This is a genomic window from Nocardioides aequoreus (assembly GCF_000720335.1).
Lineage (GTDB): Bacteria > Actinomycetota > Actinomycetes > Propionibacteriales > Nocardioidaceae > Marmoricola > Marmoricola aequoreus.
This window is the reverse complement of the sequence record NZ_JOJN01000013.1, coordinates 1-19,370: the sequence shown is the minus strand read 5'-3', so window position 1 is coordinate 19,370 and position 19,370 is coordinate 1. Positions and strand designations below refer to the sequence as shown.

Sequence of the window (19,370 nt, the reverse complement as noted above, 5' to 3'; positions counted from 1 at the left end):
ATCCACAGGAGGAAACACATGTTGAAGGTTCTGGTCCTGCTGCAGATCGCAGCACTCAGCAAGTACGACGACCTGCGAGCATCCCGCCGCGGTGAACGCGGGTCGGTGACGATGGAGCACGTCCTCTGGGCCGTCGCAGTCATCGGCATCGTCGGGATCGTGGTCCTCGCGGTCACGAACTATGTCACCTCAGAAGCGGGCAAGATCAAGTAGTCGCCGCCAGCCACGCGGCGAACGGGGCTCGGTCTCGATCGAGCTCGTCGTTCTGCTGCCCGCACTCTTCGCGGTCATGTTCCTGGGCATGCAGGCTGCGCTCTACTACCACGCGAAGACCGTCGCCATCGCCGCAGCGCAGCAGGGCGCCAGAGCCGCTGGGGCCGAGCAGGGCCGGGAGTCCGACGGCGTCGGCGCCGCCAACGACTTCCTCGCCGAAGCCGGCGGCGATGACGTCCTCACCTCGACCTCGACGAGCGCGAACCGGACCGCCACCACCGCCACCGTGACAGTCAGCGGCTTTTCCCTGAGCGTCATTCCGGGGTGGAAGGTCCGCATCACACAGAGCTCGAGCGTGCCGGTCGAGAGGGTGTCGGCACCGTGATCCGCCGGGACGAACGAGGTTCAGCAGCACTCGAGGCGGCGCTCGGCGTACCCGCCTTCGCGCTCTTCGTCGGCCTGGTCATCTTCGGAGGCCGTACGGCAACCACCCATCAGGCGCTTCAGTCCGCTGCCGCCGATGCCGCCCGGTCAGCCTCGCTCGCGCGCAACGCGGATGTCGCCCGAGCCGATGCTCGCGAGGCAGCGACATCGAGCATCGCCAACCAGAAGATCGGCTGCTCGTCCATCGACGTCGCCGTCGACACGAGTGACTTCGGCAAGCAACCGGGCGTTCCTGGGTCGGCGAGCGTGACTGTCTCATGCCGACTCGACCTGTCGGATCTCGCTGTTCCGGGAGTCCCTGGGTCCCGCGTGATGCGGGCAACCATGTCCAGCCCGCTTGATACGTGGAGGGAACGATGAGCCGCCAGGACGAGCGCGGCTCCGTCACGATATGGCTGGCTCTGTCCAGCTTCGTGATGATCTTCCTCGTCGGTCTGGCGGTCGACCTCGGAGGCCAGGTTCACGCCCATGAGCGAGCCCACGACGTTGCCGCGCAGGCCGCACGGGCCGGTGGGGAGGAGGTCGAGGGAAGCTCCGCAATCCAGGGCCACGACCTCGCGATCTCCCCCGCCGCCGCGCGCGCCGCCGCGCAGCGCTATCTCGACGCGGCCGGAGTAAGCGGAACGGTCGCGATCACAGACGGGACCACGATCACCGTGACCGTGACGGACTCCTACGACCCCCAGTTCCTCGGTCTCATCGGCATCAACCGTCTCGGCGTCACCGGCACCGCGACCGCGCGACTCGTCCGCACCCTCGGAGGTAGCGAGCAATGAACAGGACCGACTCCAGGCTGCGCGGCCTCCTGGCCACTCTCACGCTCGTCGGGTTCATGGTCGGCGTGCCGGTCGTGCTCATCGTCATCGATGCTCTGCCCGATCCCAGCGCGTTCACATGGTCCAGGCTGACGGCGCAGGACGACGGCACGCTCGCTCTGCAGGTCATCACCGCGGTCTGCTGGGTCGCGTGGGCCGTCTTCACGTGCCAGCTCCTTGCGTCGATCGTGTCGCAGGCTCGCGGAATCCGTACGCCGCGCCTTCCAGGTCTCACCGTTCCTCAGCTCGCCGCCGACCGCCTGGTAGCGGCCGCGGCGCTGTTGTTCGTCGCAGTCCCGACCGTGAGCGCCGCGCTTCCCCAACCGCGCGCACATGCTGCGGTCGCAGAACCCATGCCGCAGGAACCGCGGGCAGCAGTCGCCGTGGGGGCGCCCGTGGAGACTCAAGCAGAAGTCCAGGTGCAGGCTGTGCAGCCGGAAACCGAGCGCTACACGGTCAAGCGCGGCGACAGCCTCTGGAAGATCGCAGAGGAACGCCTCGGTGACGGCACGCGGTATGTCGAGCTCGTCGCCCTCAACCAGGCTGTCCTCGACGGGCGTCCCGACTTCCTCCTGCCCGGAACCGTGCTCAAGGTCCCCCTCGCAGACGACTCTTCCGAAGGTTCATACGTCGTCCGGCCGGGCGACACCCTCTCCGAGATCTCCGAGGACAAGCTCGGCGACGCCGACGAGTACCCGTCGATCTTCCGAGCATCGCGCGACACTGTTCAGCCGAACGGCGCCCACCTCTCCGACCCGGACCTCATCCTCCCCGGCTGGAAGCTCACCATCCCGGGAGAGCCGGGCCCCGCTGACCCGCAGAGGCCGAAGCGCGCACAGGAGCCACCTGTCGACGAGACGACTCCTCCGACCGACGGCGCGACTCCCCCCGCTCCCGAAGTAGCTGGTTCGGCCCCCGAGCACGCTGCCCCCGAATCTGCCGAGGACGAGATCACCCCGACCTGGCTGCTCCCCGGACTCGCTGGCGCCGGCGCACTCCTTGCTGGGTCGCTCTGGCTGGTGCTCCGGCAGCACCGGCGTACACAGCTGCGCTATCGCCAGCCCGGCAGGATCATCGCGCCACCGCCAGACGAGCTGCTCGCGGTCGAGAAGTCGGTGCAGGTGTCGGGATCCGTCACCGCCCACCCGATCGAAGAACTCGATGCAGCCCTCCGGGGCCTCGACCCTGCACCTCGCCTGCTCTCCGTCCGTCTCTCGACGAGCCGGATCGTCATGACGCTCGCGGAGCCGGCCGACCTCCCCCAGCCATGGACCGGAGAAGGCGCTGCGTGGCAGCTCTCGGTCGACGTGGGGAGGACTCCACCGTCGGATGCACTGTCGCCGTACCCGATGCTGGTCAGCGTCGGCCAGGCAGAGGACGGAGCGCTCGTCCTGCTCAATCTCGAAGAGCTTCGTGCACTGGCGCTGGGCGGCGACGGCGATCGCAGCGCGGCACTGGCTCGCCATCTCATGGCTGAACTGGTCGTCAATCCGTGGGCCTCACCGGTGCACATCGAAGCGCTGGGAATCGGCGGAGAGCTCGCCGCGATCAACCGCGACTTCGTCCACGTCCACGACTCCGGAGACGACGCGTTCCTTGGGGCCATGGCCGACGAGCTCGCGACTGCCAGTCCGGCTGCCGAGCCGGACGAGTTCCGCGCGGCGATCATCGCGGGCGGCGACAGCGGTCCGGATCTGGTGCGCTTGGCTCGCGCTCTCGTCGGCTTCCCGGGACGCGCCGGCGTGACGCTGGTGACCGTTGGAGGAGAACCGTCCCCGGCGTACGTCGACGTCCACCTGAGTGCCGAAGGCCGACTGCGGATCCCCTCCCTCAACCTCGACCTCGCTGCCTCGGGGCTCACGGCCGCCGAGGCAGAGGCATGCGCCGCGCTCATCGACCTCACCACGGAGGCCCAGGTGGTGCCAGTACCTCGTTCCGCCGGCGAAGGGACGGTGACGGACTGCGCTGGGGCGCTCGTCGACGAGCTGACCGAACCGCGGCCAACGGAGGAACCGGCGGGTACCTCGTCGCTCCTGCCGTTCGATGCCCATGTGTACGCCGACCGGGCGGCCACGACAGTCGATGACGTCGAGACTCTCGCCCCCAACGCAACTCCGGCAGCCGCGTCGGCTGTGCAGGGCGTCGACCCAGACCTGGACGAGGAGCTCGCCCGATGGGACTCCCCGGTTCCCGTCGCACCGAAGATCACCCTGCTTGGTCCGGTCACCGTCAGGACCCTCGGTGACGCCACAGCCACGGCCCACCGACGGCCCTACTACGCCGAGTTCCTCGCCTACCTCGCACTCCACCCGAACGGAGTCACCGCCGAAAAGCTTGCCGAGGACCTCTGCATCCGTCCCCAGAAGGCGCGCTCGGATCTGAGCATCATCCGGAAATGGCTCGGGCAGAGCCGGGCTGGCAATCCCTACCTCCCGCGCGCGCAGCAGACACATCAGGACGGCGTCCCCGCGACGTATGCCCTTGAAGGGGTGCTCTGCGATCTCGATCTGTTCCGGCGGCTGCGGGCTCGCGGCCAGAGTCGCGGCGCCGAGGGGATGGCCGACCTCATCTCCGCGCTGCACCTCGTCACCGGCGAACCGTTCACCGACCTTCGCAAGGACGGCTGGGGCTGGCTCCTCGAAGGCGACCGACTCGACCACATCATGACCGCGGCGATCGTCGACGTCGGGCATATCGTCACCACCCACGCCCTCGCCACCGGTGACCTCGAGTTGGCCGACTTCGCGTCGAACGTCGCCCTCGCCGCGTCGCCGTACGACGAAGTTGCGAACCTCGACCGCGTCGCGGTCGACCGAGCCATCGGCAACGTCAACGAAGCCGACGCGCGGATGCGCAACGCAGTCTCCAACCGGAGCGATGACGATTACGGACCGATCCAGATGCCTCCTCGGACGACAGAGGTCGTGGAGGGGGAGAGCGATCGTAGGGCGGGCCGACGCCGCACGGGTTGAGTCACCGGCGAGCGAGTACGCGGATCCGAATGCTCGATAGCAACCGCGTCCGCGGACCGATCCGACGGCGACTCGGCGTAGCCCTGGCACCAGGGCGGCCGACCTCAGTTCGCGAACTGCCTCCAGGCCGTCGCTGTCTCCTGGCTGGCCCTCATCACGGAACGCCCAGCCTTCGACACAGCCTTCGTAGCCGTTCCGAGTGCTCTTGCTGCGCTCGTGCAGTCAGTTGCTGCTTGCTGCCATGAACTCTGCACAGCGGACTGCTGCCCTACGTGCAGGGCCAGCATCCCCAGCCCCAACACTGAGGTGACGGCGATAACGGGGCGCATGGCACCGCCCCGCTGGACTGGCTCACTACTTGAGCGGTCTGGAACCTGATTCTGGGTCATCGTGCTTCCTCTTTCCCGGCGCATTGAGTACTAGTTGAGTACCCATCTGGTACGCAGAGTGTGCCCGACCGAAGTGGTACCGCACAAGTACCAAGCTGGTACTAGAGTGTCCATATGGACGACCAGAGGCGCGCGAGCATCGGCGCTACAGTTCGGACCCTTCGTGAGGCGCAAGGCCAGGCCCGCCAAGACCTAGCCAGCGCAGCCAAGATCAGCGTCGAGATGCTCGCGAAGATCGAACAAGGCCGGAAGGCGCCCTCAGCGGCAAGCTTGGCCGCCCTCGCATCCGGCCTCGGGATCGATCCCCCAGATCTCGCCCACCGAGCCAGCGCTTGGGAAGCATTCGCATCAGCGGGGGCGAGCATGGCGACACTGCGTGCCGGCACGATCGCGGGCACCTTGGGAATCCGTGGAGGGCCTGTCGTGTCGAGCCTCGCGGCCCCGGTCGGCCTCGCCGCAGCCGTGGGAGTGGCCATGCATCACGAGTCGCGGAAACGACGCCAACTTGAAGCCCTACTGCGCTCAAGCCTGGAGAAGTTGACGGACGAGGACCTACAGGAGGTGGACCTTGACGAGATCGCTGACCGTCTTGGCGTCGAGATCCCCGACGAGCCGGAGGACTAAGCCAGAGGCGGCCGGTCGGAACTGTCGGCCCTAGCGCCACGGCCCGTCGTTCCAGACGTTGATGTCGCTCCGTGCAGGGCGCAACACGGAGAGTGGCAGCCAAGCCTGCCGCACCCCCTCCCGCAGACTGCCATTGTCGATCCAGATCACCCAGGCGAACCACTGCCCACGCTCGCACCGCCAGTCAAGGATCAACCCCGGTGCGGGCGGCGGGTAGTTCCGGCGGTCGAAGCGAACCCAGCAGTGCCGCCAACGCCTGGGCTGCGGCCAGGCGTCGTTCTTCGGCGGATTCGCGGACACAACTCCATCTTGACCGACGTTCGCACATATGTTCGACTCTGGGTGTGGCGACGAGTGGGGAGCAGCAGTACGTGGCGGGCTACAACGCCGGCCGGACAAGCGCACTGACGACCGGCTCGGTCGATGCCGGGCGGCGCTGGCTCGCGGAGCAGCGCGGGGCCGACAGTGCGTACGTCGCCGGGTACGAGTGGGCCCTGTGGGACTACGACGATGCCAACGGCCTGAGCCACCACCGAGACGCCGACACGGCGACGGGGTGACGGAGATGGCCCCGTCAACGGGCTGATCGCAACGACTTAGGGATACCTGCTGACCTGCGCAAACGCAGGTATCCCCCTCTCGAATCCGGGCAGGTGTCCCGAAATCGTGGATACCTGACGGCGCATCGTCGGGGGCATGTTCGACCCCAACAACCGGATCCCGACGTGGTCGGTCTCGACGATGCAGCGAGTCGCCCAGGAACCCACCCTTGCGGCCGCGGCACTCCGCTACGCCAACCTCGGCATCCCAGTGTTCCCGTGCGCGCCCGGCGGGAAGCAACCGTTGACACCGAACGGCTTCCACGACGCGACGTCGGTCGCCCGTGTCGTCCACGCGTGGTGGCAGCGCACCCCTGACGCGAACATCGGACTCCCCACCGGCGGTCCCACCGGAGTGCTCGTGGTCGACGTCGACATCCACTCCTCGGCCAGCGGCTTCGCTGCTTTCGAGCGAGCACGCAGCGAGGGCTTCGGAGACGCGTGGGCATGGCTGGTGCGTACGCCGTCGGGCGGTCTTCACGCCTACTGCCCGAACGTCCGCGGCCAAGAGCAGCGCAGCTGGCAGGTGCCCGCCGCGCACGTCGACTTCCGGGGCGATGGCGGCTACGTCATCGCTCCCCCGTCCCGGATCGCGGTCGAGGGATCAGCGCGGTCGTACGAGGTCATCGCCGTCGCCACCCATGCCCCGAAGCCCATCGATGCAGTCGGACTTCGCCGATTCCTGGAGCCACCCCGCCCAGCGCCGCAGCGGCCGCCCGTCGGCATGCTGGCGACCGGGTGCCGGCCCAAGGCCCTCGCCAGAACCGTCGCACTGACCCCGGAGGGTGGCCGCAACCACGCCCTGTTCTGGGCGTCGTGCCGCATGGCCGAGAACGGGCTCAGCCACGCCGACGCCCTGAGCTGGCTCATGCCGGCCGCCCAGTACGCCGGGCTCCCGGACCGCGAGATCGAGACCACCGTCAACTCCGCGTTCCGCATCGCCTCTCGGCTCGGCCCCGGGAGCCGCCCGGGCCCTACCCCAGCGAGTGAAGGGATCCACCTATGAACACGCACGCCGAGTACCGCCGCCACAGCTACTGCCCGCCGGAGCAGCCCGCCGTCCCGGAGGGCGGCGCGGCCGGCGGCGACGAGCTCGCACGGCATCGCGACCCCTCACTCCACTCGACCCGGCCGTCACAGGCGCAGACGCAGAGGCGAGTCGCGTGGGTCCGCCCCACCGAGCTGGGTTCGTACCTCGGACCGATGGTCGGCCGCGGGATCGACCTCCAGGCCGAGCTCGTACGACGAGCACGCCGTACGCCGACTGCGACGACCCGAACGCTTCGCCACAGCGGACCGGAGCGGTCGACGACGCCCACCGTGAGCCAGGAAGGACTGGGACTGTGAGTGCCTCGTTCGCCACCCCTGATGGACTCCGCGCACTCCTCCAACGCCTCCACGACCGAGACAGCGTCGGCTACTGGGCATGGCGCCACGACCCTGAGGCGGAGCGGCTCATGCAGTTCACGATCCGCAAGTACCGATCGCTCGCGCGCACCCACGACTGCGAACCGGAGGACTCGGCGTACGCCGCCTTTGAGGCCATGCGCACGCGCGCAGTCAGATGCGCCGATGACCCGTGGGCGGTCATCACCCGCGCCGTGCAGGTCAGCCTGATCGCCGAGGAACGTGCAGCTGGGCTGCTCTGCTCAACGGCTCAGGCGCGCCGTCGCGAGGTCATGCGACACCACGACGCACGCCGCTTCGGCGAGGACGAGACGGGCTTCCTCGAACTCCTCGCCGAGAGCCGCGGCCCTTCGACCGTCGATCCGGCCCCGGCCGCGCCGAGGCGGAAGCCCGGTGAGACGGCCCCGACAACGGCGTTCGGGGCGCTCAACCTGGTGATCAGCATGTTCGTCGCCTTGGGATGGCCCGCCAACAGCGCGACCTGCACGCTCGACTACATCGCAACAAGGCTGATGGAGGCGGGCAACAGGCACGTCGCCCACGCCTATCTCCGACGCGACCAGGCCGGCCGTGCCGCGCTCGACCTGGACCGCGACTCCTGGGCCACGGTCCTCCGGATCGTGCTCGGCAACCCCGACAAGGCGACGGCCGCCACGCGTGCCGGCGTCGGCGCGCTCGCCATGCTCGTCTGCGACTGGAAGGTCGTCGACCTGCTCGCCGACGACGGGGTCGTGGTGGAGATCCGCGACTCGGCTCCGAAGGTCGCGAGGAGGATCGATGTCTGACAAGGGCCACATCGAGCTTGAGCGCCAGATCGACTCGATCATCGTCGGGGTACGCCATCGGCGCGACCTCGGCGATATGAGCGCCCTGATGCGGTCGATCGAGGAGGTCGGCCTCCTCCAGCCCGTCACCGTCACCCCCGACGGTGTCCTCGTATGCGGCTGGCGCCGCCTCGAGGCGCTGCGTCGGCTCGGCCGGCGCACCTTGAGCGTGTGGGTCCGCTCGGGCATCTCCGACCAACTCTCGCACCTGCTGGCTCAACAGGACGAGAACGAGCAGCGCAAGCCGCTCTCGCCCATCGAGGCCGCACGCCTGTACGACGAGATCAAGGTCTTGGAGAAGGAAGACTCGCAGCGGCGACAGGCAGCGACGTGGTTCGGCCGCACCGGCAGTGATGGCGAAGCCACCGGTGGTGATGAGTCATCACCACCGCACGGAAAGTCCCGCTCGATCGCCGCGCACATCGTGACAGGGACCAACGCGTCCCAGCGCCTTGAGCGGATCAACTGGATCAGATCTGTCTCCGAGGACAACAGCCTCGGCGAGTCCGTCCGCGAGTTGGCCGCCAACATGCTGCGCGAGATCGACAACGACGCGCCGGTCGCTCCGGCGTACAAGCGCGTGAAGGCCGCCGTCGAACTGGCGAGCCAGTCGCCCTCCCCGTCACAGCAGGAGCAGGACGAGGTCGCACGGCTCGCTGGCGAGGCACTGAAACGCGTCCAGGAGGAAGAGAACGCCAAGCGCCTCCGCGCTCTGCGGAGCAAGGCGAAACGCGCGCCGAAGCACCACAGTCCGCGGTCGTTCGTGCTGATGTGGTCCGAGCTCGAGGGATGGACCGAGTTGTACGACGTCAGCGAACTCGCAGGTGCACTCAAGGACGAGGAATGGACGCGCTTCGAGCGGGTCGTCGCCGAGACGATCGAGCTGCGTGACCAGCTCCGCGAAGCACGCACGGCAGCCGCGTCGGCCTGATCGGCGTACCTCCCGAGTGTCCGCCACCTCGACCTCGGAGCCTCGATGCGCAACCTCACCTGGCGCCAGATCGCCGTCATCCTCGGCGCTGTCCTCGCCTTCGCCACCTTCGCCGTCGGCATCTACGGACTCGTCCGAGGCCCGGCCCCCACAGTGCCGACACCGGGCCCTCAGTCGGGTGGAGCGGCCGAAGCGATCCCGGAAGCGGCGGCACCTGTCGTCACGCTCGAGGACCGTGCCCTCCCCCGGACGAGCGATCCTGTCACCTACGCCCGAGCTGTCGCGACCGCGCTGTTCGACTGGGACACCAGCCTCGGCTTCCTGCCTACCGATTACACCGCCGCGGTGCTGGCCGACGCGGATCCATCGGGCGAGGAGACCCCGGGCTTGATCTCCGACGTCGCAACCTACCTCCCCACTATCGAGCAGTGGCTCGATCTCGGAGCCATGGAAGTGCGACAGACCGTCGCGATCGAGGACGCCTACGTTCCTGAGACCTGGACTGCCGCCGTCGACCAGGCCCACGGCCATCTGCGTCCGGGAACGACAGCCGTGACTATTACCGGCATCCGACACCGGACCGGCGTGTGGAACGGCGAGACCGCCGAGTCGTCGTACCCGGTCTCCTTCACCGTCTTCGTCGCCTGCGAGCCGTCGCTCGACCGCTGCCACGTCCTGCGGCTCTCACAGCTCGACAAGCCGCTCAGGTGACGCGGCCATGGGCGCCAAGATGCTCGCCGTCGGGGCGGCGACCGCGGTCCTCCTCGCACCCGGGGCAGCTGTCCTCGGCGTCGCGACGCTGATCAGCCCGGCGGCCGCGGGCTCCGGCAGCTGCATGTGGGACGGCCAGGCGACCGAGAGCCTCGGCGTCAACGGCCCGGTCCCCGACAACCTCAGTGCCACCAAGACCAACGGCGAGACCGTCACGCTCAGCCGCCAGCAGCTCACCCGCGCCGCCAGCATCATCGCCACCGGGAAGAGCGAGAACATCCCCGCCCGCGGCCAGATGATCGCGATCATGACCGCACTGACCGAGTCGACCCTGCGAGTGCTGTCCAACACCGGCGCCTACCCGGGGTCGGCAGACATCCCGAACGACGGGGACGGCAGCGACCACGACTCGGTCGGCCTCTTCCAGCAACGCCCCGCCGCGGGATGGGGCAGCGTCGAGAATCTGATGGACCCCGTCTGGTCATCCCGTGCCTTCTACGGCGGGACCAGCGGCCCGAACCACGGCTCGCCGCGGGGCCTGCTCGACATCGATGGATGGGCATCGATGGACCCCGGAGCCGCGGCCCAGGCCGTACAGGTCTCCGCCTATCCCGACCGGTACGCCGTGAACCAGTCGATCGCGGAGAAGGTCCTAGCGACGCTGAGTGGCGTCTCGCTCTCGAGCGAGCTCGCGTGTGCTCAGCCGGCAGGCGATGTGCCGCTGAACCTCCCGCCCGGGATCGCCGGCGGCTCCATCAAGGCCGCCGCGTCACAGCTCGGCAAGCCTTACGTCTGGGGCGGTGGCAACTTCGAGGGGCCGACAGGCGGCGGTTTCGACTGCTCGGGCCTTGTCCTATACGCGGCCTACCAAGCCTCCGGTGGACGCATCCGACTCCCCCACTACTCCGGCGACCAGATCCACGCAGGCCAAGGCGTCGCCTGGGCCGACAAGCGGCCCGGCGATCTCATCTTCTTCAGCTACCCGGGTGCCGGCGGCCCCCACCACGTCGCGATCTATGTCGGCGGCAGCAGGATCCTGCACGCGCCGCGGACTGGTGACGTTGTCCGCTACGGGACGATCGGCGAGTTCTCGGGCGAGGTCATGACGGTGCGGAGACTCGGCTGAGGCGAACGCACAAACCGAAAAGAGATTGCCCTGGCCCTAGGCCTTGATCGCGACCACCTTGTAGTTGTCTGACTTACCGTCGAATGTGCTCCCCTCGATCCGAAGACCCGCCCGCTGCAAGTCCGCCGCAAGGTCGTCGTATCGGTACGGCCAGCACGAAAGAAGCTCCGAGCGGGCAACTACCGACCCAGGCGTATCAACCTGGGCGATCGCAATCTCGATGCGATGCTCATCTTCCCAGGCCGGAGCAATCTCCCACCGATAGACCACGACCGCATCACGCCCGTTGCGTCGAACGAGCCGGTCCCAGATATCGAGCCGGGAACCTCGAGCTCTTACGACTTCCCAAGTGCGGGAGGTGAGGACCAGATGCCCACCCGGACGTAGGACCCGCGCCATCGACTCCAGTGCATCCGCCCTGCCTTCAGCTCCCACGGCGTGGTGCAACGAGTTGCCGACGCAGAACACCATGTCGAAGGTCCCGTCGTCGAAGTGTTCGGGAAGTGCTTCCCAGGCTGCCTGCAGTGTCCGGACTGAGACCGCGAACTCTCCAGCCAGTTCTGTCGTCCTGCGCGCCATCGCGGCGCTCGCATCGGTTGCTGCAACCCGCATGCCGCGAGCCGCGAGGCCAACCGCCAGTTGTCCGGTTCCACACGAGCAGTCGAGGACGTCGGCGTTCGGGGGCAGGAGGCTGAGGTCGTCATCGAAGGTCGCAGCGAACTCAGCCGGACCAAGTTTTTCATCGGAGATGAGCCATTCATACACCTCGCCGGGCACGTCATGGGCGGTCACAGCGACTCCTCCGTCGTCGGAACTCAGGATCGGCCGTCAGAAGATCAACGGAGCACGGGAGCTTGCCAACGGTTTTCGCGAGTGATACGGGCCGTGCCGCTGCTGTGCGGCCGCTCAGCGGCTTGCATCAGCGACATCGGCAGGGCGCCAGGGCGCATCGGGGTCGCCGAGGGTCTCGAGCATGAGTTGGCACCAGACCTGCGCAGCGCCGACCACGAGCCTGGCGTGACGCGGACGGACCCATGTCGGCACACTCTCGGCCCCGTGATCGACGCCGACCTTGTTGCGAATCTCGGTCACGTTCTGCGCCAAGGTGGCGAGTGACCCCAGCACGCGCCTGAGCGATTGATCCTCGCCACTCACTCCCTTGGCCGCGAGCCCGAGGGCCTGCTGGGATCGGGCGACCAACTGAGTGACGTCGTCTGACTTCGTGTACGCGACTCCGCGAGCCGACAGCACGCACTTCGCGGTGGACTCGATCAGCGCCTTGGCCGTGCTGACCGCCAGTCGGGGATCCGACTCCACCGTGTCGCCTAAGCGTCCCAGGTGGTCGTGAGCACCGGCCTCAGTCACCCTTGACGTTGACCACCTGGATCACTGCCGGATCAGATAGAGCCGCGAGGGCCTCCGCAGAGAACCTGATTGAGATCGCCGGGCGCGAACGGTCGGTCACGACGAACGACCATGGATCCACTTCAAAGCCGGCGCCGGCAAGCGTGTTCAGCCATCTGGTCTTCAGCGGCATCAGGTCGTAGTAGTCGCCGCCGTGTTTGGCCCGCTCGCCGATGTCCTGCATCACATCGCTGTAGACGGCGACCAGCTTCGCGTGGTCTCCGGGATTGCTGAGGTCCAGCGTCGCCAGGTACCGACGCATCCTCTCGCGGCGCTCGCTCGGGTCGCTCGGGTCTGGCTGTTCTGGTCCAAGTCGGATGTCGTTGTCTCCGAACAGCGCGTCAATGTCTCGGATCACAACGTCGGCCAAGTACACCGACAGGAGGCGGAGAACCTTGGGGGTGAACCTAGCCACGAGCAGACGCTAACTGCCTGAACGTAGCCAGACGCGTCAACCGCTCAGGGTGTTGAAGGACAGGCGTCTGGAGAGTCCTGGTGGATGAGCGCTGCGGGATGCGGCCGAGTACCTAGTCGCCATGGCCCCTCTTCAAAGCTCGGAGCCCATGGTCGGTCCAGACTTCGGCGCCGTCGGCGGTTCAGGTGATCTCCGCGCCATCGTCGGTGCTCTGCTGACCTACGGACTGATCGTCGCTGTGCTCATGCTCGTCATCTCGGCCACGACCTGGGCGGTCGCGTCGGGCTCGGGCAGTTGGCACACGGCTCAGAAGGCCAAGCTCGGCTGCTTCGTCGCAATCGGAGGAGCGGCACTGACGGGGGCCGCGCTCACCTGGGCCAACTGGCTGCTGGACATCGGCCCACACCTCTAAGACGTCCGCCCGTTCGACGTCAGGAGCCTCTCCGATGGACCTTCTCACAGCCGTGCTGCTGCTTCCCCTCGACATCGAGATCGATCCCAACTCCAACGGCCTGCCTGGGATCGGCCAACTTAAGAAGATCGTCGGCGCCTCGATGACGGTTGGGTTGGTGCTCGCCGTCCTCGCGCTGATCATCTCGGCCATCGTGTGGGCGCTCGGCGCCAACTCGTCGAACCCGCACCTGGCGGGCCGGGGCAAGCTCGGCGTACTCGTCGCGCTCGGCGCGGCCATCGTCTGCGGCGCCTCGGTGACGCTCGTGAACTTCTTCTGGAACGTCGGCCAGCAGGTCTGAGGCGGCCAGTCATGGGTGTCTGCGATGTACCGGTGATCCACGAGGTCTGCAACGCCGCTGGCGACGCCGCTGGGGCTGTTGTGACCGCGCCGTTCGACTGGCTCGCTCAGGGCATGGGCGGCGCGGCGGAGTGGATGTTCGAGTCCGTCTGGAAGGTCATCGACACCACGACCTTCGTCGACGTGACCAGCGTCGAGTACACGAAGGTCTACAACATCATGTTCGGGGTCGGCGTCTTCGTGATGCTCGGGTTCTTCATGCTCCAGGTCATCGGCGGCATGATCCGCCGCGAACCTGCAGCTCTGTCCAGAGCCGCGTTGGGGCTGGCCAAGTCGATTCTCGGATCCTTCGTCGCCCTCGCGCTATTGGCGACCGCGCTCGAGATCACCGACCAGCTGTGCGTCGGCATCGTCAACGCCGCCGGCACCAACATGAACGAGATGGGTGACAAGGTCGCCGTACTCGCCGCCGGCCTTGGTGCCATCAACTTGAGCGCTCCGGGCGCGGGCGCGATCCTGACGATCTTCCTGGCCAGCCTTGCCATCATCGGCGCGATGGTCGTCTGGATCAGCCTGCTGATCCGCAAGGCGCTGCTTCTGATCGCCATCGTGTTCGCGCCGATCGCGCTCGCGGGCGCCAGCTGGGACCACACCCGCACGTGGGTGAGCCGCTGGGCGACCTTCGTGATCGCGATGATCTTGTCCAAGGTCGTCCTCGTGGTGATCTTCCTGCTCGCGACTGCGCAGGTGTCGGCCCCGATCGACGCCGACCTGGAGTCCGTCAGCCAGCCGATGGCCGGCGTCGTCCTCATGCTCATGGCCGGGTTCGCGCCGTACCTGACCTACAAGGCGATCGCCTTCATGGGCTTCGACATGTACCACGCGATGTCGGCCGAGCAGGAGGCCAAGGCATCGCTCAACCGGCCGATGCCGATCCCGCTGTCGCGCCGCACCGGGAGCGAGCCGGCCAAGGTCCTCGGCGAGGGTAGCGGTGGCGGTGGGGGCGGCGGTACGACGTCCGGCGGCTCGCCCGCGACCGCGGGACCGTCCACTGGCGGACCGTCGAGCGGAGCTGGCGGCGGCAGCGCCGGGTCCGGCGCTGCCGCAGGAGGAGCTGCGGCTGCCGGCGGCGCAGTTGCTGCCGGGGTCGTGGTCGCGAAGGAGGCGGCAGCGGCCGGTCCCCGGCTCGGCAACTTCGTCGCCGCCCAGGCGACCGGACACGCACAGGCGCATGAGTCCGCCGCTCCTGCGTCCGTCCCGCCGCCAGTCGCGGACTCGACGCTGGTCGACACCGCCGGGAAGAAGTGATCGGCGGTGGCCACCACGACCGGCGAGCCGGAGCTGACCCCGATCAAGTTCTCTCGCCTGACCCGGCGCGGCGTCCTGCTCGGACTTTCCGGCCCCCAACTCGCGATGGCGAGCCTGGCGTCGGGCACGTTGATCATCGGTCTGTACGTCGGCGCCGTGGTGATGACCTTTCCGATCATCCTGTTCTTCGTCGCGCTTGCGTTCCTTGGCGTCGGCGGACGCAAGCTCATCGAGTGGGCGCCGATCGGTGCCCGGTGGCTATGGCGATCTGCGGGCGGACAACTGCTGTATCGCCGGCGGATCGTGAAGCCGCGGCCAGCCGGAACGCTGGCACTGCCCGGCGATGCGGCTCGACTGCGCCAATGGGTCGACCCCGAGACCGACGCCGTCATGGTCCACGACCCGCACACCGCGACCCTGACCGTAGTCATCAGTGTCTCCCACCCCGCGTTCGTCCTGCTCGACCCAGCTGAGCAGCAGCGCCGGGTCGCTTCGTGGGGCCGTGTCCTCGCGACCGCATGCCGCTCCGGGCGAATCGCCTCGGTCCAGGTGATGGAGCGGACGCTGCCCGACTCCGGCAAGGGCCTGGCGGACTGGTGGGAGCAGCATGGCGACCGATCCGGCTCCTGGGCGTCGACGACGTACGGCGAGCTCGTCGACCGCGCCGGCCCGGCGGGCGAGCGCCATGCGTCGACCGTCTCGATCTCGTTGGACATGAAGGTGGCCGGGCGAGCGATCCGGGCTGCCGGCGGAGGCAAACGAGGGGCAGCCGCCGTACTCCGGCAGGAGATGGCGACCATGCTCGCGGCCCTCCGGTCCGCCGACCTCTCCCCCGGCGAGTGGCTCAATCCGGGCGACCTTGCGCTGATCCTGCGGTCGGCGTACGACCCCGCTGTCGCGGGTGCACTTGAGCGCCAAGGCGACATCGGCCGGGATCTCGCGACGGCCGGCCCGGTGGCGGTCACCGAATCGTGGGGCTCCTTGCGCAGCGACTCCGCGCACCACTGCGTGCTCTGGATCAGTGAGTGGCCGCGATCCCTCGTGTACCCCGGGTTCCTTGCGCCTCTGTTGCTGTCCTCGGGGATCCGGCGGACCTTCACTCTGCTCTACACGCCCATGCGTACCGACCGCGCCGCCCGCGACATCCGCAAGAAGAAGACGGAGTACATCTCCGACGCCGCCCAGCGGCAGAAGATCGGCCAGATCGAGGACGCCCAGCAGACCGCCGAGTACCAGGACGTCCTCCAGCAGGAAGCCGACCTCACCGCCGGGCACGGCGTCCTGCGAGCGACTGGGTTCGTCGCGGTCAGCGCCGGTGATCCCGACGAACTCGAGCGCGCTGTCGCAGCGATCGAGCAGGCCGCCATCCAGGCGTCGTGTGAGACCCGCCGGCTGTGGGGTCAGCAGGCCCAAGGATTCGCCGCCGCGGCACTTCCCGTCAGTCGTCAGCTCTGACGCATCGGCCTCGAACCGCGGCCATTCGACCCGACAAGAAGGAGACAGGCATGGCCCTGGAAGATCTGCCCGACGATGTCTGCTCATCATTCCTCGACGGATACTGCTGGGCCGACCCGCCCGAGGACGAGCGTGAGGATCTCGCGACAGCACTCGCTCGTCAGCCAAACTGCCGAGCCTTTCAGCATGGACTTGAACTCGACTACGTGAGCACCGAGTGGTCGGCGGCGGTCACACAAGACGAGTTCGACGATTGGTCACAGGCTGCGGAGGAAGTCGTCCGTTACGTCAACGCCGAATATGGTCGCATCGCCACATTCGACGAGGAGAGCGGAACGGCTCGGCTGGTCTACACGAACGACGACCCCGGCTAGCCGCAACCGCGACGGGCATTGAGCGCCAGCGGTGCGGATTTCACGATTCTCGAGACAGCAGCGCTCAGGCGCTGCGAGATCTAGTTCAGATCCCGCAGGAGACCCGAGACTCCTGCGGGATCTTCATTTGCGTGGTCAATGTCGGACCCGCGTCGTACTCTCAGCGTCATGCGAGCCGAGGCCATCCCACCCCGCCCTCCGTGGCGGGTGTTGGTCGCGGATCGGAGCCACTGTGGCTCATTCACCTCACCGGCAGCACAAGGGCTGTCGGCTCTGTAAGCCTCACAAGAACCGCCGCAACGGCCGCGCTGCGCGTGAGCCCTGGGCGGTCCTCCGCACGGTCGGCAAGAAGCGCCGGGTTCGGCGCCGCGACCTCGGTGACGCCGCTGACGAGTAGGCCGACTCAGTTGCAGGGGGCGCCTTCGCAGCACGGGCGGATGTAGCCGCATCCGTCGCATCGCTCGTGGGAGGTCTCCCACCGCATCAGCGTGCTGCAGTTCGGACAGGGCTCCGTCAGATCGGCCATGTCCCAAGCCTAGGTCTGGGGCCACAGGGATTCCGTCGACACGACGGGGCGCCCCGCGCACCTTCCCGATGAGCACCCACTCATCGAGGAGGACCCGATGCCGACCTTCAACGATGCCGTCGCAGACGCGGACGAACTTCGCGAGGCGGTACGCGGCCTCGCGCACGCCACGCGCTCGATCGAGGATCCCACCTCGGTCTACCCCGTCTTGGGCGCCGTCAGCTCGGCACTCGCGTCACTCAGCCAGTCGCTGCATCAGTTGGGCGAATTCCACGACGGGCCGACCCGCAAGCAGGCGTGGATGAACGGCGATCCGAACGCGGGCCGTGCCGCGTCGTACAGGGTCTCGTGGGAGCTTCACCGAGCGGCCGAGATGATCCACCAGGTCGCGGAGTGCGTCGACAGGGCTCACGAGATCGAGGCGAGCATCGCCTACGACATCGCGGACTACCCGTCCCTCGCCCCGGTGCCGCGCCCGAGGCCGGAGGGCGGGCTGTCGCTGTGACCGGCTGGCAGGACGGCCGCCTCCATTCAGCGGTGCTCGTCTCCCCCGGGCTAGAGCGGCGCAGGGACCGGAAGCTGCGCAAGGCCGCCGCGCGCGCACGGATGTCGGAAAACCGCGAGGCCCGACGCACCGAAGCAAAGTGCAAGGCGGACGCCCTCAACGCGGAGAAACGGTCCACCGTCACGCTCCCGCGGGCCGGCGAGCCTGGACCAGCTGCTCTCCGCACGCCCGGCAGGTTCAGGCTCCCGCGGCATCAAGACACCTCCGCAACCCTTGCCGGCGCCTACCCGTTCCTCGCCGAAGGCGGCCTCGGCAGCGAAGGCGTCTTCGTCGGCCAGGACCTCTACTCCGGCAGCTCCTTCGTCTACGACCCGTGGATCCTCTACGCCCGTGGCCTCATCACGGCGCCGAACCTCGTCCTCGCCGGCATCGTCGGGTCCGGCAAGTCCTGCCTCGCCAAGAGCCTCTACACCCGCTCGATCCCGTTCGGCCGACGCGTCTACGTCCCCGGCGACCCCAAGGGCGAGCACACCGCCGTGGCCGAGGCGGTGGGCGGCCGCGCCATCGCACTGGGCCACGGCATGCCCAACCGGCTCAACCCTCTCGATGAGGGCCATCGCCCCTCTGGATACGACGACGCTCAGTGGGCCAGCCAGATCGCATCCCGTCGGCGTGACCTCGTCGGAGCGCTGGCCGAGACCGTGCTCGAACGCCGCCTTACTCCGCTCGAGCACACCGCCGTCGACATCGCCATCGATCGCACCGTCCGCAGTGCCGACGTACCAGTCCTCCCGATGGTCGTCGACCGGCTCCTCGCCCCGGACCCGGCCGACGATCCCGACGCCCGGCTCGCCGAGGACGGACGACTGGTCGGTCATGCCCTGCGACGCCTCGTCGCGGGTGACCTCGCGGGGCTCTTCGACGGACCCTCCACAGTCGCGTTCGACCCGAGCCTGCCGATGATCTCCCTCGACCTGTCCCGCGTCACCGAGAACGCCACCCTCATCTCGGTCCTGATGACCTGCGCCTCGGCGTGGATGGAGTCGGCACTCCTCGACCCCAACGGGGGCCAGCGCTGGGTCGTGTACGACGAGGCCTGGCGGCTCATGTCCCACCCCGCATTGCTGCGGCGGATGGACGCCCACTGGCGCCTCGCGCGGCACTACGGCATCGCGAACATGCTGATCTTCCACAAGCTCACCGACCTCGACAACGTCGGCGACTCCGGCTCCGCCATGCGGGCGCTCGCCTCGTCACTGCTCGCGAACGCCGAGACCCGGATCGTCTACCGCCAGGAAGCCGACCAACTCGGCGCGACCTCGGCCGCGCTCGGCCTCACCGGCACCGAGCAGTCACTGATCCCCACCCTCGGCACCGGCCAGGGACTGTGGCGGATCAAGAGCCGCTCCTTCGTCGTCCAGCACCAGATGCACCCCGCCGAGCTCGAACTCTTCGACACCACCGGACGCATGACAGGAGCAGGTTAGAAGTTCGCATGAAAATTGACGGTTTTGAAGCGAACCTGAGCATGCAGGGTGCGTTGAGCGCATCTGGCTACTCAGGTTGGAGGAACCTGT

Annotated in this window: 22 protein-coding genes; 19 read left to right on the top strand and 3 right to left on the bottom strand. The window is 68.1% G+C overall.

Annotated features, from left to right (window positions below; translation table 11 throughout):
• The first annotated feature begins 18 nt into the window (after positions 1–18).
• The 12 genes from IG63_RS0117830 (at position 19) to IG63_RS21795 (ending at position 11,055) form a co-directional block, all read left to right on the top strand.
• Positions 19–213, top strand: coding sequence for a hypothetical protein (locus IG63_RS0117830; RefSeq protein ID WP_030485704.1), 195 nt, complete (start codon positions 19–21; stop codon positions 211–213).
• A complete protein-coding gene (locus IG63_RS0117825; protein WP_051707129.1) occupies positions 182–598 on the top strand; it encodes a TadE family protein in 417 nt (138 codons plus the stop codon). Before IG63_RS0117830 ends, IG63_RS0117825 begins: the two co-directional genes overlap by 32 nt.
• The gene (locus IG63_RS22310) at positions 595–1,017 is read left to right on the top strand and encodes a TadE/TadG family type IV pilus assembly protein (protein ID WP_084597303.1); all 423 of its coding nucleotides are present in this window, start codon (positions 595–597) and stop codon (positions 1,015–1,017) included. Before IG63_RS0117825 ends, IG63_RS22310 begins: the two co-directional genes overlap by 4 nt.
• On the top strand, positions 1,014–1,433 hold the full coding sequence (locus tag IG63_RS0117820) for a TadE/TadG family type IV pilus assembly protein (RefSeq protein ID WP_030485702.1): 420 nt from the start codon (positions 1,014–1,016) through the stop codon (positions 1,431–1,433). The genes IG63_RS22310 and IG63_RS0117820 overlap by 4 nt, the downstream gene beginning before the upstream one ends.
• Positions 1,430–4,444, top strand: coding sequence for a LysM peptidoglycan-binding domain-containing protein (locus tag IG63_RS0117815; RefSeq protein WP_030485701.1), 3,015 nt, complete (start codon positions 1,430–1,432; stop codon positions 4,442–4,444). The genes IG63_RS0117820 and IG63_RS0117815 overlap by 4 nt, the downstream gene beginning before the upstream one ends.
• Before the next feature lie 503 nt (positions 4,445–4,947).
• Positions 4,948–5,457 (top strand): helix-turn-helix domain-containing protein, encoded by a 510-nt coding sequence (locus IG63_RS0117810; RefSeq protein WP_030485700.1) that lies wholly within the window; start codon positions 4,948–4,950, stop codon positions 5,455–5,457.
• Positions 5,458–5,801: 344 nt separating this feature from the next.
• Entirely contained in the window at positions 5,802–6,017 is a 216-nt protein-coding gene (locus IG63_RS0117805; RefSeq protein WP_030485699.1) for a hypothetical protein, read from the top strand.
• Positions 6,018–6,153: 136 nt separating this feature from the next.
• On the top strand, positions 6,154–7,062 hold the full coding sequence (locus tag IG63_RS0117800; protein WP_051707126.1) for a bifunctional DNA primase/polymerase: 909 nt from the start codon (positions 6,154–6,156) through the stop codon (positions 7,060–7,062).
• Between the two features lie 451 nt (positions 7,063–7,513).
• Positions 7,514–8,248 carry a serine/arginine repetitive matrix protein 2 gene (locus tag IG63_RS0117790; protein ID WP_245604492.1) on the top strand — a complete coding sequence of 245 codons (735 nt, stop codon included), beginning with the start codon at positions 7,514–7,516 and terminating at the stop codon, positions 8,246–8,248.
• Entirely contained in the window at positions 8,241–9,218 is a 978-nt protein-coding gene (locus IG63_RS0117785) for a ParB/RepB/Spo0J family partition protein (protein ID WP_030485695.1), read from the top strand. The genes IG63_RS0117790 and IG63_RS0117785 overlap by 8 nt, the downstream gene beginning before the upstream one ends.
• A 45-nt stretch (positions 9,219–9,263) precedes the next feature.
• Entirely contained in the window at positions 9,264–9,929 is a 666-nt protein-coding gene (locus IG63_RS0117780; protein WP_030485694.1) for a hypothetical protein, read from the top strand.
• Between the two features lie 7 nt (positions 9,930–9,936).
• A complete protein-coding gene (locus IG63_RS21795) occupies positions 9,937–11,055 on the top strand; it encodes a C40 family peptidase (RefSeq protein ID WP_051707125.1) in 1,119 nt (372 codons plus the stop codon).
• 36 nt (positions 11,056–11,091) lie between these two features.
• Here IG63_RS21795 and IG63_RS0117770 read toward each other — a convergent pair whose 3' ends face one another.
• The 3 genes from IG63_RS0117770 to IG63_RS0117760 all read right to left on the bottom strand — a co-directional run bounded on the left by IG63_RS0117770 (position 11,092) and on the right by IG63_RS0117760 (position 12,874).
• On the bottom strand, positions 11,092–11,847 hold the full coding sequence (locus tag IG63_RS0117770; RefSeq protein ID WP_030485692.1) for a class I SAM-dependent methyltransferase: 756 nt from the start codon (positions 11,845–11,847) through the stop codon (positions 11,092–11,094).
• A gap of 114 nt (positions 11,848–11,961) precedes the next feature.
• Complete coding sequence (locus IG63_RS0117765; RefSeq protein WP_169741825.1) at positions 11,962–12,372, bottom strand: abortive infection family protein; 411 nt, start codon at positions 12,370–12,372, stop codon at positions 11,962–11,964.
• Between the two features lie 40 nt (positions 12,373–12,412).
• A complete protein-coding gene (locus IG63_RS0117760) occupies positions 12,413–12,874 on the bottom strand; it encodes a hypothetical protein (protein WP_030485690.1) in 462 nt (153 codons plus the stop codon).
• Positions 12,875–13,022: 148 nt separating this feature from the next.
• Between IG63_RS0117760 and IG63_RS0117755 the strand changes: the two genes are divergently transcribed.
• The 7 genes from IG63_RS0117755 (at position 13,023) to IG63_RS0117725 (ending at position 19,280) form a co-directional block, all read left to right on the top strand.
• Positions 13,023–13,286, top strand: coding sequence for a DUF6112 family protein (locus IG63_RS0117755; RefSeq protein WP_030485689.1), 264 nt, complete (start codon positions 13,023–13,025; stop codon positions 13,284–13,286).
• A gap of 34 nt (positions 13,287–13,320) precedes the next feature.
• Positions 13,321–13,626 carry a DUF6112 family protein gene (locus IG63_RS0117750; protein WP_030485688.1) on the top strand — a complete coding sequence of 102 codons (306 nt, stop codon included), beginning with the start codon at positions 13,321–13,323 and terminating at the stop codon, positions 13,624–13,626.
• A 32-nt stretch (positions 13,627–13,658) separates the two neighbouring features.
• Complete coding sequence (locus tag IG63_RS22850; RefSeq protein ID WP_051707120.1) at positions 13,659–14,933, top strand: TrbL/VirB6 family protein; 1,275 nt, start codon at positions 13,659–13,661, stop codon at positions 14,931–14,933.
• Positions 14,934–14,939: 6 nt separating this feature from the next.
• Positions 14,940–16,388, top strand: a complete 1,449-nt coding sequence (locus IG63_RS0117740) for an SCO6880 family protein (protein WP_030485686.1) — start codon at positions 14,940–14,942, stop codon at positions 16,386–16,388.
• A gap of 50 nt (positions 16,389–16,438) precedes the next feature.
• On the top strand, positions 16,439–16,762 hold the full coding sequence (locus tag IG63_RS0117735) for a hypothetical protein (RefSeq protein WP_030485685.1): 324 nt from the start codon (positions 16,439–16,441) through the stop codon (positions 16,760–16,762).
• A 623-nt stretch (positions 16,763–17,385) separates the two neighbouring features.
• The gene (locus IG63_RS0117730; RefSeq protein WP_051707117.1) at positions 17,386–17,793 is read left to right on the top strand and encodes a hypothetical protein; all 408 of its coding nucleotides are present in this window, start codon (positions 17,386–17,388) and stop codon (positions 17,791–17,793) included.
• Positions 17,682–19,280, top strand: coding sequence for an ATP-binding protein (locus IG63_RS0117725; RefSeq protein WP_425411796.1), 1,599 nt, complete (start codon positions 17,682–17,684; stop codon positions 19,278–19,280). Before IG63_RS0117730 ends, IG63_RS0117725 begins: the two co-directional genes overlap by 112 nt.
• Positions 19,281–19,370 lie beyond the last annotated feature (90 nt).